At 70.7% G+C, this 14,755-nt stretch carries 18 protein-coding genes; 8 read left to right on the top strand and 10 right to left on the bottom strand.

The features are described 5' to 3' along the window. Positions 1-150: 150 nt before the first annotated feature. Together IM767_RS18975 and IM767_RS18970 are read right to left on the bottom strand one after the other, a co-directional pair. On the bottom strand, positions 151-852 hold the full coding sequence (locus IM767_RS18975; protein WP_109211874.1) for a response regulator: 702 nt from the start codon (positions 850-852) through the stop codon (positions 151-153). Continuing rightward, the gene (locus IM767_RS18970) at positions 849-2,114 is read right to left on the bottom strand and encodes an ATP-binding protein (protein WP_109211873.1); all 1,266 of its coding nucleotides are present in this window, start codon (positions 2,112-2,114) and stop codon (positions 849-851) included. The genes IM767_RS18975 and IM767_RS18970 overlap by 4 nt, the downstream gene beginning before the upstream one ends. Before the next feature lie 181 nt (positions 2,115-2,295). On the opposite strand from IM767_RS18970, the gene IM767_RS18965 reads away from it, so the two are divergent. Continuing rightward, complete coding sequence (locus IM767_RS18965) at positions 2,296-3,741, top strand: cation:dicarboxylate symporter family transporter (protein WP_109211872.1); 1,446 nt, start codon at positions 2,296-2,298, stop codon at positions 3,739-3,741. A 41-nt stretch (positions 3,742-3,782) separates the two neighbouring features. On the opposite strand, the gene IM767_RS18960 is transcribed toward IM767_RS18965, so the two are convergent. The 3 genes from IM767_RS18960 to IM767_RS18955 are packed head-to-tail and all read right to left on the bottom strand — an operon-like array spanning position 3,783 to position 4,307. Further along, complete coding sequence (locus IM767_RS18960; RefSeq protein ID WP_109211871.1) at positions 3,783-3,968, bottom strand: hypothetical protein; 186 nt, start codon at positions 3,966-3,968, stop codon at positions 3,783-3,785. A gap of 12 nt (positions 3,969-3,980) precedes the next feature. After that, on the bottom strand, positions 3,981-4,115 hold the full coding sequence (locus tag IM767_RS21075) for a hypothetical protein (protein WP_275426033.1): 135 nt from the start codon (positions 4,113-4,115) through the stop codon (positions 3,981-3,983). A gap of 9 nt (positions 4,116-4,124) precedes the next feature. Next, positions 4,125-4,307, bottom strand: a complete 183-nt coding sequence (locus IM767_RS18955; protein ID WP_109211870.1) for a DUF5302 domain-containing protein — start codon at positions 4,305-4,307, stop codon at positions 4,125-4,127. Positions 4,308-4,616: 309 nt separating this feature from the next. Between IM767_RS18955 and IM767_RS18950 the strand changes: the two genes are divergently transcribed. The 3 genes from IM767_RS18950 (at position 4,617) to IM767_RS18940 (ending at position 8,954) form a co-directional block, all read left to right on the top strand. Further along, positions 4,617-6,896, top strand: a complete 2,280-nt coding sequence (locus tag IM767_RS18950; protein WP_109211869.1) for a polyribonucleotide nucleotidyltransferase — start codon at positions 4,617-4,619, stop codon at positions 6,894-6,896. A gap of 282 nt (positions 6,897-7,178) precedes the next feature. Next, the gene (locus IM767_RS18945) at positions 7,179-8,240 is read left to right on the top strand and encodes an aldo/keto reductase (protein WP_109211868.1); all 1,062 of its coding nucleotides are present in this window, start codon (positions 7,179-7,181) and stop codon (positions 8,238-8,240) included. A gap of 111 nt (positions 8,241-8,351) precedes the next feature. Then, on the top strand, positions 8,352-8,954 hold the full coding sequence (locus tag IM767_RS18940) for a histidine phosphatase family protein (protein WP_109211867.1): 603 nt from the start codon (positions 8,352-8,354) through the stop codon (positions 8,952-8,954). Positions 8,955-8,964: 10 nt separating this feature from the next. Here IM767_RS18940 and IM767_RS18935 read toward each other — a convergent pair whose 3' ends face one another. Next, positions 8,965-9,438 carry a GNAT family N-acetyltransferase gene (locus IM767_RS18935; protein ID WP_194398945.1) on the bottom strand — a complete coding sequence of 158 codons (474 nt, stop codon included), beginning with the start codon at positions 9,436-9,438 and terminating at the stop codon, positions 8,965-8,967. A 73-nt stretch (positions 9,439-9,511) separates the two neighbouring features. Between IM767_RS18935 and dapB the strand changes: the two genes are divergently transcribed. Further along, positions 9,512-10,327: a 4-hydroxy-tetrahydrodipicolinate reductase gene (gene dapB / locus IM767_RS18930; protein ID WP_109211866.1), complete on the top strand. Its 816-nt coding sequence runs from the start codon at positions 9,512-9,514 to the stop codon at positions 10,325-10,327. After that, positions 10,324-10,773 (top strand): tetratricopeptide repeat protein, encoded by a 450-nt coding sequence (locus IM767_RS18925; RefSeq protein ID WP_109211865.1) that lies wholly within the window; start codon positions 10,324-10,326, stop codon positions 10,771-10,773. The genes dapB and IM767_RS18925 overlap by 4 nt, the downstream gene beginning before the upstream one ends. 1 nt (position 10,774) lies before the next feature. Here IM767_RS18925 and IM767_RS18920 read toward each other — a convergent pair whose 3' ends face one another. The 4 genes from IM767_RS18920 to IM767_RS18905 all read right to left on the bottom strand — a co-directional run bounded on the left by IM767_RS18920 (position 10,775) and on the right by IM767_RS18905 (position 13,265). Continuing rightward, on the bottom strand, positions 10,775-11,704 hold the full coding sequence (locus tag IM767_RS18920; RefSeq protein WP_109211864.1) for a TIGR01777 family oxidoreductase: 930 nt from the start codon (positions 11,702-11,704) through the stop codon (positions 10,775-10,777). After that, complete coding sequence (locus IM767_RS18915; protein WP_109211885.1) at positions 11,697-12,122, bottom strand: OsmC family protein; 426 nt, start codon at positions 12,120-12,122, stop codon at positions 11,697-11,699. Before IM767_RS18915 ends, IM767_RS18920 begins: the two co-directional genes overlap by 8 nt. A 104-nt stretch (positions 12,123-12,226) precedes the next feature. Next, positions 12,227-12,835 carry a DUF4395 domain-containing protein gene (locus IM767_RS18910; RefSeq protein WP_109211863.1) on the bottom strand — a complete coding sequence of 203 codons (609 nt, stop codon included), beginning with the start codon at positions 12,833-12,835 and terminating at the stop codon, positions 12,227-12,229. Beyond that, a complete protein-coding gene (locus IM767_RS18905) occupies positions 12,828-13,265 on the bottom strand; it encodes a TlpA family protein disulfide reductase (protein ID WP_109211862.1) in 438 nt (145 codons plus the stop codon). The genes IM767_RS18910 and IM767_RS18905 overlap by 8 nt, the downstream gene beginning before the upstream one ends. A gap of 137 nt (positions 13,266-13,402) precedes the next feature. On the opposite strand from IM767_RS18905, the gene IM767_RS18900 reads away from it, so the two are divergent. Further along, positions 13,403-14,212: a thymidylate synthase gene (locus tag IM767_RS18900; protein ID WP_109211884.1), complete on the top strand. Its 810-nt coding sequence runs from the start codon at positions 13,403-13,405 to the stop codon at positions 14,210-14,212. After that, the gene (locus IM767_RS18895; RefSeq protein ID WP_109211861.1) at positions 14,209-14,739 is read left to right on the top strand and encodes a dihydrofolate reductase; all 531 of its coding nucleotides are present in this window, start codon (positions 14,209-14,211) and stop codon (positions 14,737-14,739) included. Before IM767_RS18900 ends, IM767_RS18895 begins: the two co-directional genes overlap by 4 nt. Positions 14,740-14,755: the final 16 nt, after the last annotated feature.

Genomic DNA, 14,755 nt, shown 5'->3' with positions numbered 1-14,755 from the left:
AAACTGGTCCACACCCTGCACGAGACAGCCGAACCCGCCCGCCCCGAGCTCTACCTCACCGCCTGACCCTCAACCACCCCAGGCAACAGCAGGAATGACACCACACGACGGGACTTGACCCATTCGAAACCCCTCTCGGTCGACAGGCCGTCAGTCCGGGTGCCGGACGGTGGGATGCTGCACCCAGGCGTACTCCGACTCCGGCCTGCCGCGGGTGCCGTAGCGGGCGGCGCGCTCGGCGCGGCCCTGGGCCACCAGGTGCTCGAGATATCGCCGCGCCGCGACGCGCGACATCCCGAGACGCTCGGCCGCTTCCGCCGCCGAGATCGGGCCGCGCGCGCGGACCTCGTCGCTGATGCGTGCCAGTGTCTCGAGGGAGAGGCCCTTCGGCAGGGCGACCGGCACCGACGGACGCAGGGCGCCCAGCAGCGCGTCGATCTCGGCCTGGGTGGGAGCTCCGGCGGCCTGGTCGGCGCGACGGCGGAACTCGCCGTACTGCTCCAGCCGTTCGCGGAAGACCGCGAACGTGAAGGGCTTCACGAGGTACTGCGCGACGCCGAGCGAGACCATCTGGCGCACGACGTCCGCGTCGCGGACGCCGGTGATCGCGATGACGTCGACCGCGACGCCACGAGCGCGCAGGTGCCGCAGGACGTCGAGCCCGGTGCCGTCCGGCATGGTGACGTCGAGCAGCACGAGGTCGATCTCGTCGCGGCGCGACAGCACGGCGTCGATCGCCGCGCGGGCGCCGGTGCACTCCGCGACGGTTCGGAACCCGTCCAGGCGCGCGAGGTAGTCGCGATGCAGCTCGAGCGTCAGCGCGTCGTCGTCGACGAGCAGCACGCCGATCACAGCGGCCTCGCCGGCAGCGTCACCACGAAGGCGGTCGGATCGTCCTGCAGGGCGACCGTTCCGCCTGCGTCGGCGACGATCGAGTGCACCAGGGCGAGGCCGACACCCCGCCCCTCGGCGCCGCCCGGTTTCGTCGAGAAGCCGTGCTCGTAGATCCGCTCGCGGAGGTCGTGCGGCACGCCGATGCCGCTGTCCGACACCTCCAGGCGCAGCGCCGGCGGCGACGACGCTGTCGCGCCGAAGACGACGCGCACCCAGCGCGGCGCGTCTGCAGCGGCCGCGGCATCCATCGCATTGTCGATGAGGTTCCCCACGACCGACACCGCGTCGACGGGGGACAGCACGCTGCGCGGAGCCTGCGGGTCGATCTCGGCGGACCAGTCGATCCCGCGCTCGCGCGCCTGTGCCGCCTTGCCCAGCAGCAGCGCACCGACGGTCGGATCGCCGCCTCTCCGTGCGGCCACCTGGTCGACGAGCTCCTGGCTCTGCCGTGAGGTCTCGGTGAGGATCTCGATCGCCTCCGAGGTGCGGCCGAGCTCGAGAAGGGACACCGCGGTGTGCATGCGGTTGCCGTGCTCGTGGGTCTGCGCCCGCAGCGCCTCGCCGAGCGTGCGCACGGACTCGTACGAGGCGACGGCGTCGCGGATGGTCCCGGCGGGGAGGTCGCCGGCGACGCGGCGGGTGGAGCGACGCGCGAGCCACGCTCCGATGAGCCCCGCCGCGAGCAGCGCGAGCGCGATGGTGGCGACGAACGGGAGCCGCGGCACGATCTTCGACCAGATGCTGCCGATCGTGACGCCGACCGACACCCATCCCACGAGGCCTCCCTCCGACTCGACCGGCACGATCGTGCGGACCGAGGGGCCGAGCGTTCCGGTGAACTCCTCGGTGTGCATCGAGGGTGTCGCCGGGATGGTGCCGAGGTAGTGCCGGCCGATCTCGGCGGGGTCGCGATGGGTGACGCGGATGCCGTCCGCCGTCATGATCGTCACGAAGTCGAGGCCGGTCCGCGCCATGACGTCTTCGGCGAGCGGCTGGAGCGAGGCCGACGCGTCGGGGAGCGTCAACGCCGCTCCCACCTCGGGCAGCGACGCGAGCGAGGCGGCGACGGCTCGGGTGACCTCCTCGGCCTCGTTGCGCTCGGTGCGCTCGGCGTCGACCACCAGCACGATCGCGAGTGCGGCGACGATCACCAGCGCCGATACGGCGACGATCGCGAACACGCGCGACGCCGCGCTGTCGTGCCGTCTCTGCGATGACATGGCGCTCCTCATCGATGCCGTCGCGTCCATCCTCGCGCCTGTGCGCCCTCGGGGAGCCGTCCCGAGCGCGACCAATACGACCACAAATGGTCCGCCCGCGGCGGTGCGCGCACGCTGGCGTACGGCGCACATTCCGACGGCGCCGCGGAAACACCGCCGTTCCCACCCGCAGGAGGCAAAGATGGCTCTCTCGACCCGCACCATGTCGTTCACGCTCCCCGGCTTCAACCCGAAGCGCGGCAAGCATGCGTGGGACAGACACACCTGGCTCTACGTCTCGGTCATCGTCGCCGTGGTGCTCGGCGCCGTCGTCGGCCTCGTCTGGCCGGAGGTCGGCGTCGCGCTGAAGCCCCTCGGCGAGGGCTTCGTCGCGCTGATCAAGATGATGATCGCGCCGATCATCTTCTGCACGATCGTCGTAGGGGTCGGCTCGATCGCCAAGGCCGCGACCGTCGGCAAGATCGGCGGGCTGGCGCTGCTGTACTTCATGGTCATGTCGACCTTCGCGCTGGCGATCGGCCTCGTGGTCGGCAACCTGCTCCACCCGGGTGAGGGCCTGAACATGGCGAACTCGACCTACGAGTCGACGGCGGAGGCCAAGACCACGCAGGAGTTCGTCCTCGGCATCATCCCCACCACGTTCTTCTCGGCCTTCACGGGGGAGAGCGTCCTGCAGGTGCTCTTCATCGCCCTCCTCGTCGGCTTCGCGCTGCAGCAGATGGGTGACAAGGGCGTGCCGATCATGAACGCGATCAAGCATCTGCAGGCGCTCGTCTTCCGGATCCTGGGCATGATCCTGTGGCTCGCGCCGATCGGCGCTTTCGGAGCGATCGCCGCCGTGGTCGGCAACACCGGGATCGCCGCCATCTGGGCGCTGGGGACCCTGATGATCGCCTTCTACATCACGTGCGTCGTGTTCATCGTCGGGGTGCTCGGCACGCTCCTGTACGCGGTCACCCGAGTGAACATCTTCAGCCTCATCAAGTACCTGGCGCGCGAGTACCTGCTGATCGTCGGCACCTCGTCATCGGAGTCGGCACTCCCGCGCCTGATCGCCAAGCTCGAGCACCTCGGCGTCTCGAAGCCCGTGGTGGGGATCACGGTGCCGACCGGCTACTCGTTCAACCTCGACGGCACGGCGATCTACCTGACGATGGCGTCGCTGTTCATCGCCAGCGGCATGGGCGCACCCATGTCGATCGGGCAGCAGATCGGCCTGCTGGTCTTCATGATCATCGCGTCCAAGGGCGCAGCCGGCGTCACCGGTGCGGGCCTGGCCACCCTGGCCGGCGGCCTTCAGGCCTATCGCCCCGACCTCGTGAACGGTGTGGGCGTGATCGTGGGGATCGACCGGTTCATGTCGGAGGGCCGCGCGCTCACGAACTTCACCGGCAACGCGGTGGCGACCGTGCTCATCGGCACCTGGACGAAGGAGTTCGACGCCGCCCGCGCCCGCCGCGTGCTCGCCGGAGAGCTTCCGTTCGACGAGACCACGATGTCGGGCCACGACCATGACGGAACATCGTCGGCACCCGACGCGGTCGGGGTGCAGGGCCTGGAGGAGGCGGCCGTCGCCGAGGCCGAAGCGAAGGAGCGCCGTGCGCGCGAGGCTGTGCTGTCGCGCTGACGGAGAAGCAGGCGGGCGCGGGAGATCCGCGCCCGCCTGTCTCATTCTCCCGGCGCGATCTCGCCGGCTTCGATCGCGGCCTCGCGCTCCTCGAGCTCGAGGTCGTCGACGTTCTCCTCGACCGCCTCCTGCGGATCGATCGTGGGCGGTGGCAGCTCGAACTCGTCCTCGTCGTCGACGGGGACGTCACGTTCGTCGTCGGGGATCCGCTCGCGGAAGTCGCTCATGCCGCCTCCCGATCACTCCTCGCCGTACGGCGGAAGCTCGTTCTCTTGGACGTCGCCGTCGAGGGGCGCCGCCTCTTCCGAGCCGTCCAGGTCGGGCAGCTCGTCGGCCTCTTCCGAGATCTCGTGGAACGTCGGGTCGAAGACCATGATCTGCTCCTATCCGCTCTTGCGACGGAATTCGCGTTTCGTGACCGCGCCGTGCGTGCCGTGGATCGCCGAATCGGCGTCCATGTGGGACTCGCCCTGGCGGTGGTTCGCGTTCTTCTTGTCGAGTGCTTCCTTGAACTTGCGCTTCATCTCATCGGATGCCGCAGACGCCGGCTTCTCGTCGGTGCTCATGCCCTTACCCTAGGCGTGGCATCCGATGCCCGCCAGGTGGGGTCATCGGGAGGCCGGCTGATAGGCTTGGGCGGGTTGCCCTGGGGCAACCGCTCAATTCCATATGTGAGCTACACGGAGCAGGCCGGCAGGAAGCTGGTCCCCTGTGGTGGATTCCCCGCCGGACGACGTCGGGTGGTCTTCTACTGGTGACCAGCGCTGGCGAACCCCGCGGCACTCCCGCGCGCCGAGATCTGCCTGTTCCTGCTCCTTCGCACAAGCTCGTGCGCGAGACGCGCGTGCGAGCCTAAACAAAGAAGGAGAGACCTCTTGGAAGGTCCTGAAATCACCGCCGCCGAAGCCGTCCTCGACAACGGCCGCTTCGGCACCCGCACCGTCCGGTTCGAGACCGGGCGTCTGGCGCAGCAGGCACAGGGTGCCGTCGCCGCCTACCTCGACGAGGAGACCATGCTCCTGTCGGCCACCAGTGCCGGCAAGCACCCTCGCGAGGGCTTCGACTTCTTCCCGCTGACCGTCGACGTCGAAGAGCGTTCGTACGCCGCGGGCAAGATCCCCGGCTCGTTCTTCCGCCGCGAGGGCCGCCCGTCGACCGAGGCGATCCTGGTGTGCCGTCTCATCGACCGCCCGCTGCGTCCGTCGTTCGTCGACGGCCTGCGCAACGAGGTGCAGATCGTCGTCACGGTGCTCTCGATCGCGCCGGGCGAGTTCTACGACGCGCTGGCGATCAACGCCGCCTCGCTGTCGACGCAGATCTCGGGCCTGCCGTTCTCGGGTCCGATCGCCGGTGTGCGCCTCGCGCTCATCCCCGGCCACGGCGAGCACGCCGACCAGTGGGTCGCGTTCCCGAACGTGAAGCAGCTCGAAGAGGCCGTGTTCGACCTCATCGTCGCAGGCCGCGTGCTCGATGACGGCGACGTCGCGATCATGATGGTCGAGGCCGAGGCGACCGAGGGATCGTGGAACCTCATCAAGGGCGGCGCCACCAAGCCGAGCGAAGAGGTCGTCGCGGAGGGCCTCGAGGCGGCGAAGCCGTTCATCAAGGAGCTCGTCGCGGCGCAGAACGTCGTGGCGAACACCGCCGCCAAGGAGATCCAGGAGTACCCGGTGTTCCCGGCGTACAGCCAGGAGACCTACGACTTCGTCGCGGGCCGCGCGTACGACGAGCTGGTGGGCATCTACCAGATCGCCGACAAGCAGGAGCGCCAGAACGCCGACGACGCCGTGAAGGACCGCGTCAAGGCCGAGCTCGTCGCCGCCGTCGAGGCGGAGGAGCTCCCCGCCGTGGCGACGCTCGAGTTCTCGGCCGCGTACAAGTCGGTCACCAAGAAGATCGTGCGCGGACGCATCCTCAGCGAGGGCGTCCGCATCGACGGCCGCGGCCTGGCCGACATCCGTCCGCTCGACGCCGAGGTGCAGGTCATCCCGCGCGTCCACGGCTCGGCGATCTTCCAGCGCGGCGAGACCCAGATCCTGGGCGTCACCACGCTGAACATGCTCAAGATGGAGCAGCAGATCGACTCGCTGTCGCCCGTCACGCACAAGCGCTACATGCACCACTACAACTTCCCGCCCTACTCGACGGGTGAGACGGGTCGTGTGGGCAGCCCCAAGCGTCGCGAGATCGGCCACGGCTTCCTCGCCGAGCGCGCGCTGGTGCCCGTGCTCCCCGCTCGGGAGGAGTTCCCGTACGCGATCCGCCAGGTGTCCGAGGCGCTCGGCTCGAACGGCTCGACCTCGATGGGCTCGGTCTGCGCCTCGACGCTGTCGCTGCTGAACGCGGGTGTGCCGCTGCGCGCACCCGTCGCCGGCATCGCGATGGGCCTCGTGTCGGATGAGGTCGACGGCCAGACGCGCTACGCGGCTCTGACCGACATCCTGGGCGCCGAGGACGCGCTCGGCGACATGGACTTCAAGGTCGCGGGCACCAGCGAGTTCGTCACCGCGATCCAGCTCGACACCAAGCTCGACGGCATCCCGTCGTCCGTGCTGTCGGCTGCGCTCACGCAGGCGAAGGAGGCGCGCCTCACGATCCTGGGTGTGCTGAACGCCGCCATCGACGGCCCCGACGAGATGGCCCCGACGGCGCCCCGCGTCATCAGCGTGCAGATCCCGGTCGACAAGATCGGCGAGCTCATCGGCCCCAAGGGCAAGACGATCAACGCGATCCAGGACGAGACCGGCGCCGACATCTCCATCGAGGAGGACGGCACCGTCTACATCGGCGCGACCGACGGCCCGTCGGCCGAGGCCGCCCGCGCCCAGGTGAACGCGATCGCCAACCCCACCAACCCCGAGGTCGGCGAGCAGTTCCTCGGCACGGTCGTCAAGATCGCGACGTTCGGCGCGTTCATCTCGCTCCTGCCGGGCAAGGACGGGCTGCTGCACGTCAGCGAGGTCCGCAAGCTCGCCGGTGGCAAGCGCGTGGAGAACGTCGACGACGTGCTGTCGGTCGGTCAGAAGCTCCTCGTGAAGATCACGAAGATCGACGACCGCGGCAAGCTCTCGCTCGAGCCCGTTCTCGAGGAGGCCGCCGACCAGGAGGGTCGCGCCGCGGCCAACCCCGGCCCGGAGGCTCCGGCCGAGGGCTGATCGGCCCGTCGCGGATGCGATTCCGTCAACGCGGATGCCCGTCCCTTTTCGAGGGGCGGGCATCCGTCGTCCGGTCGAGGCCTCCGTGTCCTCTGTCCTCCGAAAAGGGGACGGATCCGCGCAGTACAGGGCTTCGTGACCAAAGCGTTATGCAATGTTTATCGACAGTTCGTCTCAATGGACGGACTGCTGTCCGGACTGCCCTACCCTCTAAGTACGCGCCGGGGGGCGCGTAGACAGTGATCACGAAGCTCCGCAGGGGTTTTCGTGAGGGGGTGGCACATGGCTTACTTCGGCGTTGACTCGACGCTTCCCTCGTCGAGTCCCGATGCCGCGGCCTCCGCTGCCGCGCAAGGAGCCACCGCCGTGCGGGGTTCTCATCCCTCCGCCCCCATCCCCGTGCAGGGCCCCTCGATCGGCAGCAACGTCCGCGTCGCGCTCGGCGAGAGCGGCTCCTACGTCTTCCCGCTGATCCTCGGCGCCGCCGAGTTCGGCTGGAACGTCGACCTCGAGTCCAGCCACGCCATCCTCGACACCTACGCCGAGCTGGGCGGCAACACCGTCCACACCGCCGACAGCTACTCCAGCGGACGCAGCGAGCACATCATCGGCCAGTGGCTCCAGTCGCGGGGTCTGCGCGACGACGTGGTGCTCGCCGTGCGGGTCGGCGGCCACGCCGACAACCCGGGTCTCGGCCCGGTGAGCCTCGTGCGCGCGGTCGAGGCATCGCTCTCACGCCTGCGCACCGATCGCATCGACGTGCTGTACCTCGATGCCACCACCGACCCGGGGTCGTCGCTGGAAGACACCCTCGCGACGGCCGAGTGGCTCGTCGAGACCGGCAAGATCCGGGCGGTGGGCGTGATCGGCTTCAGTGCGGCACAGCTCGTGGAGGCGCGCATCTTCGCCTCGGCGGGGTACCCGCGCATCACGGTGCTCGACGTGCCCTTCAACGTGCTCCGCCGTCACGAGTTCGACGCCGATCTGCGGCTCGTCGCTGGTGCGCAGGGCATGGCGGTGACCCCGTCGCACGCCCTCGAGCACGGGTTCCTGGCCGGCCGCCAGCGCTCGAAGATCCGCGGCGCCCTGTCGGTGCGCGGCGCGCAGCTCGCGGCGAACCTCAACCGCCGCGGAAGCCGCACGCTGCGCGCGCTGGACGCCGTCGGCGCGGATCTGGGTGTCCCCGACGCGGCGGTGGCCGTCGCGTGGCTGCTGGCGCAGAAGCTCGTCACCGCGCCCATCGTGAACGCCTACGCGCCTCAGCACGTCGAAGAGCTCGTGCAGGGCGTCGGCGTGCACCTGAATCGCGCGCAGCTGGCCGATATCGCGCGCGCCTCCGAGTAGCGATCCGCGCGCGGCACGCCCGGCGGTCGCTCGTCCGGGCGCGCTCCAGCAGTTGTCGTAGGGTGGAATCCGTGCCGTTCCCGGCACGCGACCCCCGACGGAGTGAGCTGCGTGACGCACTACATCTACCTCGTGCGGCACGGCGAGCATCAGGATGCCGAGCACGGCCTCGTCGACGGCCCTCTCTCGCCGCGCGGCCGGCGTCAGGCCTCGCTGCTGGCCGACCGGCTCTCGGGCGTGCCGTTCGACGCGGTGTGGCACTCGCCCCTCGAGCGGGCGAGTCAGACCGCGCGCGCCGTCGCCGAGAGGATGCCCTCGCTCTCGCCCGAGCCCTCGGCGCTGCTGTTCGACTGCGTCCCCACCGGCATGACGGAGGAGACGCCCGCGGCGTTCGAGCCGTTCTTCGGCTCGGTGACCGAGGCCGAGGTCGAGGCGGGACGCGCGCAGATGTCGGACGCGGTGAGCGAGTTCCTGGTGCGCAAGCGGGGCGAGGTGCATGAACTGGTGATCACGCACAACTTCGTGATCGCCTGGTTCGTGCGCGAGGTGCTGCAGGCGCCGGACTGGCGCTGGATGACCCTCAATCAGGCGCACTGCGGACTGACGGTGATCGCGCAGAAGCAGGGACGCCCGTGGACGCTGCTGTCGCACAACGACATGGCGCACCTCCCGGTCGAGCTGCGCACCGGCCTCCCCGAGGTCTACCCCGTCTGACCCGGCGGCGTCAGAGCTCCTTGCCGTACCAGCGCGACGCGTTCGGGTTGTCGTTGTAGGGATCGATGGTGGTGAATCCGGTGCGCGTGTAGAGCGCGCCGGCCGCTTCGAGCGAGTGGTGCGTGTCGAGCACCAGCTCGGCGGCCCCGAACTCCCGCGCGCGCTGCTCCAGGTCCTCCACGAGCAGGCGGCCCCAGCCGCGCCCGCGCGTGACCGGTCGCAGGTACAGGTGCTTCAGCTCGCACCGCACTCCCCGCGGACCCGGCGGGATGAGACGGATGCCGCCACATCCCTGCGGCGCACCGGCGTCGTCGTCGAGCACGACGAACACGCCCGCGGGAGGCACGAAGGCGGCGGGATCGGGGAACGTCGTCCGGTACGCGACGTCCAGGAGCGCGAATCCCTCGGTGCGCGAACGGAAGTACTCGGCGAGCAGCTCGTGCGCATCGGGGGCGTCGACGGGGGAGGGGCGCAGGGTCACCACCCCTCCAGCGTACGGCGCGGGAGGCGGCCGCCCGCCCGGCCCCGCCCGTACGACCCCGCCTAGGATGGAAGCCATGACGACACGCGTGGCCATCGTCGGCGGCACCGGAAAGCTCGGCGGCATCATCCGCGACGTGGTCGAGTCGGAGCCGGGGTTCGAGCTCGCCGGCGTGTTGTCCTCGCGATCGGAGCTGTCGGAGCTGGGCGGCGCCGATCTCGTCGTGGACGCCTCGACGCCCGCCGTCTCCATCGACGTCGTGCGAGCCGCGATCGAGCGCGGCATCAACGTGCTCGTCGGCACGTCCGGATGGTCGGCCGAGCGGCTCGCGCTGGTGCGACCGCTGGTCGAAGCCGCCGGCACGGGCGCGGTCTTCATCCCGAACTTCTCGATCGGCTCGGTGCTGGGCTCGGCCCTCGCTGCCGCGGCGGCGCCGTTCTTCCCGTCGATCGAGATCGTCGAGGCGCACCGCGAGACGAAGATCGACTCACCGAGCGGGACGGCCGTGCGCACGGCCGAACTCATCGCCGCCGCTCGCGGGAGCGTCGGTCCCGTCGAGTCCCCGCACGTCGACCAGCGGGCCCGCGGGCAGCAGGTCGCGAGCGTGCCGATCCACTCGCTCCGCCGTCCGGGCGTCGTCGCCCGGCAGGAGACGATCCTCTCCGGTGCGGGGGAGTCCCTCGCGATCGTCCACGACACCGTCGAGCCCGCGAAGGCCTACGCCCCCGGCATCCGTCTCGCCCTCGCCGCCGCACGCGACGCACGCGGGGTGACCGTCGGCCTCGACAGCCTGATCGACATCGGCATCGGGCGACCTGCCGCTGCTGCCGACGGGCGGCCGGTGGAAGAGGGCGGCGTGCCCGGCCAGGTCGCCCGCACCACCGGCGCATGAGCGCTCGCATCGGCGTCGCCGTCATGGCGGCGCTGCTCGCGCTGTACATCGTGCTCGTCGGGCAGCGCGCGTGGCTCCTCCTCATGAGCGGCGACGGCGTCGGCATCGCGATGGGCGTCGCGCTGATCGTGCTTCCCCTGATCGCCGTGTGGGCGCTGGGCCGCGAGCTGTGGTTCGGAGTCCGTGCGCAGCAGATCGGGAGGCGGATGGAGGCGGAGGGCGGCCTGCCGCAGGACGATGTGGCGGTGCGCCCCAGCGGCCGGGTGCTGCGTGAGGACGGGGATGCCGTCTTCCCGGCGTACCGCGCCGACGCCGAGGCTCATCCCGACGACTGGCGGGTCTGGTACCGCCTCGGCCTCGCGTACGACGCCGCGGGCGACCGCCGGCGCGCGCGGGAGGCGGTGCGCACGGCGATCCGTCTCGAGAAGACCGACCGGCCCGGCTGAGTCAGCCGGCCGGGGGAACGGCCGCGGCGACGGCGTCCTCGACGGTCCGGTGCCGGAAGTCGAAGCCCGACGCGCTCAGGGCGTCGGGCACCACGTGCGCGTCCGATGTGAGGATCGCCTCGGTCGCGTCCGCACCGAGCACCAGCTTCATGCCCCACACGGGCGCGCGCAGCAGGAACGGCCGGTTCATGCGCACGGCGAGGGCGAAGCCGAGGTCGTTGGCGGTGGCGCGGGTGGGCTCTGAGAGGTTGACCGGGCCCGTGAGACGCGCGTCGATCACGTGGCGGATCGCGCGCACCTCGTCGTCCAGCGAGATCCAGGGCCACACCTGGGTGCCGCGGCCGATCGGCCCCGAGACCCCGAGCCGGGTGAGGAGCATCAGGGGCCCGAGCACCCCCTCGGCGTGGACGACCGGGGCCGTGCGCAGCACGCTCACCGCGGCATCCGTTCCCGCGCCGAAGGCGGCCGCCTCCCACTCGCCGCACAGGTCGGCCAGGAACGACTCGCCCCGGGGAACGTCCTCCGAGAGCCGGGCTCCCGGCGCGGAGCCGTAGTAGCCGACGGCGGACGCCGAGACGAGGTGCGGGGCATCGGTTCCGAGCGCGCGCACGGCGCGGGCGAGGGCGCGCGTGGGGGTGACCCGCGACCACAGCAGCGTGTTCTTGTACGACGGCGTCCACGGGAACCGGCCGATGCTCGCACCGTTGAGGCCGACGACGGCCTCCGCGCCCTCGAGCACGGCGGGGTCCAGCGGCTCGCCGGAGGTCAGCCATTCGACCTCGTGCGGCGCTTCGGGCGGACGGCGCACGAGCGTCGTCACCTCCACGCCGTCGGCGCGGAGGCTGTCGACGAGCGCGCCCCCGATGAGTCCGGACGCCCCGGCGACGACGATCCTGCGACCGCCGTCACCGGGGGTGAGTCTCTCAGGCAAGCGTGGCCTCGAGCGTGATCTCGACACCCGCGAGCGCCTGCGACACGGGGCAGCCGGCCTTCGCCTCCTGCGCGAGGCGCTCGAAGTCCTCGGGCTCCAGGCCCGGCACGACGGCGTTGACGTTGAGGTGGCTGCCGGTGATGCCGGTGCCCGGCTTGAACGTCACCGACGCGGTGGTGTCGATCGACTCCGGCGGGGTGCCGTTCTCGGCGAGCGCGAGCGAGAAGGCCATGCTGAAGCACGACGCGTGGGCGGCGGCGATGAGCTCTTCCGGGGTCGTGACCGACGTGGAGCCTTCGCTGCGCGCCTTCCAGTTGACCGGGAACGTGCCGAGCCCCGACGACACGAACGTCGTCTCGCCCGACCCGTCGAACAGTCCGCCCTTCCAGGCCGTGGTTGCTTCGCTCGTGACGGTCATGGAGGCCTCCTCGCTCATGGCGCACCCGCGTTCGGGGCGTCTCGCGGTCAGCCTAATCGGGACGGATGCCGCGCCGCGACGGTTGCGCCGCGACCTGCGTCGTGTCAGGCCGCGGCCGGGCGGGCGCGGCCGACGATGCCCGCGCGCTGCAGCAGCAGATAGAGCTGGCAGCCCAGGCACAGGCCGAACACGGCGTTGAGGAACGCGGCGACGAAGGCCGCCGCAGCGGCGATGGTGAGCGCCCACGGCACGCCGGCGACGTGCAGCACCAGGCCGATCGTCACCACGAACAGGCCGACGCCCTGCGCGAAGCGCGGCGGGCGCGGGTCCTCGAGCTCGTCGGGAGGCGACAGTCGCGGTGCGACCACCCTGCGGTACAGCACGGCCCAGGGCGCCGTGCGGGGGGAGAGCACGCCCCACAGGAACAGCAGCGCGGTGGCCAGGAGAAGCAGGAAGGCGGGGTCGAGTAAGCGCTGCAGCACCGTCGCGTACGTGATGAGCCACGGCTCGCTCCCGCCGACGAAGATGAAGTCGATCCCCTCTCCGCCGACCAGCGGGAAGAGGGTCGGCTGCATGAGCTTCGCCGTCGAGAGCCCGGTGAGCCCCAGGAACACGACGATCAGCAGCAGCAGCGCCGTGATGCCCGCCGCGAACCGCGGACCGCGGGGATCGATGCCGCGCGGGGTCCCGGCATCCGTCCCGCGGTCAGACACTCGCGTCCTCCGCGGTCAGCCGGTTGAGTTCGAGCTCCAGCACGTCGCGGCCGGGCGCACCGCCGAACCGCGTCTGCACGACGCCGTGGCGGTCGAGGACGAGGGTCGTGGGGGTCTGCAGCACGTGGAAGTGCTTGGCGATGTCGGGCCGGTGGGTGAGATCGACGTCGAGGTGACGGACTCCCGGGTGGTCGTCGGCGATCGCCGAGAGCGTGCGGTGCACGCCGGGGCAGCGGGCGCACAGCTCGGTGCTGAACTGCAGCAGCGTCGCCACCTCGCCCAGTCCGTCTGCGCCGAGACGGTGCGGCTCGATGACCTCGTGCGTCACGTCGCGGCGCGCCTGCGACTGCTTCCAGTTGAGGAAGACACCGAGTGCCACCGTCGCCGCGAGGAGCGCGGCGAGGGCGATCAGTGCGCCGACGAGAGTCACAGCAGAACAGGGTAACCCCTTTCAGCTGAATACAGGGCGGATTCGCCGATATGACGCGTCCGGCGTCACACAGCCGGCTCGCGCCGCCGCGGCGCGGGCACGGCCGCACCGGGGCGGGCGCGGGTATCGTGGCAGCCGTGACGACGTCGATCCCGACCCCCTACGAGGACCTGCTTCGCGACGTGCTCGAGCACGGCACGCACAAGGACGACCGCACCGGCACCGGCACCACGAGCGCCTTCGGGCGTCAGATCCGCTTCGACCTCTCGCAGGGGTTCCCGCTCATCACGACCAAGCGCGTGCACTTCAAGTCGATCGCGTACGAGCTGCTGTGGTTCCTGCGCGGCGAGTCGAACGTCGCCTGGCTGCAGGAGAACGGCGTCACGATCTGGGACGAGTGGGCCGATGCCGCCGGCGAGCTCGGACCCGTGTACGGCGTGCAGTGGCGCTCCTGGCCGACTCCGTCGGGCGAGCACATCGATCAGATCGCGCTGGTGCTCGATCAGATCCGCGCGAACCCGGACTCCCGCCGGCTGATCGTGTCGGCGTGGAACCCCGCCGACATCCCCGACATGGCGCTGGCGCCGTGCCACGCGATGTTCCAGTTCTACGTCGCCGACGGCAAGCTGTCGTGCCAGCTGTACCAGCGCAGCGCCGACCTCTTCCTCGGTGTTCCGTTCAACATCGCCTCATACGCGCTGCTCACGCTGATGGTGGCGCAGCAGGCGGGGCTCGAGCCCGGCGACTTCGTGTGGACCGGCGGCGACTGCCACATCTACGACAACCACCTCGAGCAGGTGCGCGAGCAGCTCACGCGCGAGCCGTATCCCTACCCGACGCTGCAGATCGCGCGGAAGCCGGAGTCGATCTTCGACTACCGCTACGAGGACTTCGTGCTGGAGGACTACCAGCACCATCCGGCGATCCGCGGCGCGGTCGCGGTATGACCCCGTCCGGGGGATCCGTCCCGATCGGCCTCGTATGGGCAGAGGCGCGCGACCGCATCATCGGAGCCGACGGGGGGATGCCCTGGTACGTGCCCGAGGACCTCGCCCACTTCAAGGCAGTCACCCTCGGCGCGCCGGTGGTGATGGGCCGGCGCACCTGGGAGTCGTTCCCCGCCCGCTTCCGCCCGCTGCCGGGGCGCCGCAACATCGTTGTCACCCGGCAGCAGGACTGGACGGATGCCGGAGCCGAGCGTGTCGGCTCGCTCGAGGCGGGCCTCGCCCTGGCCGCAGAGGGCGACCCCGAGCGCATCTGGGTGATCGGCGGAGGGCAGCTCTTCCAGGAGTCCATCGCGCGGGCGGATCTGCTCGAGGTCACGGAGCTCGACGTCGCGGTGGACGGCGACACGCTGGCCCCGGATCGTTCGGAGTGGCGCACGATGGAGGTCGACCCGGCGGACGGCTGGCACACCTCGCGGACCGGCATCCGCTACCGCTTCCTCAGACTGGCCCCGCCGCGCACGGACTGACCCGGCGCCGCAATAT

The organism is Microbacterium ureisolvens, from assembly GCF_015278315.1.
GTDB classification, from domain to species: Bacteria; Actinomycetota; Actinomycetes; order Actinomycetales; family Microbacteriaceae; genus Microbacterium; species Microbacterium ureisolvens.
This window is presented reverse-complemented; position numbering and strand designations above follow the sequence as displayed.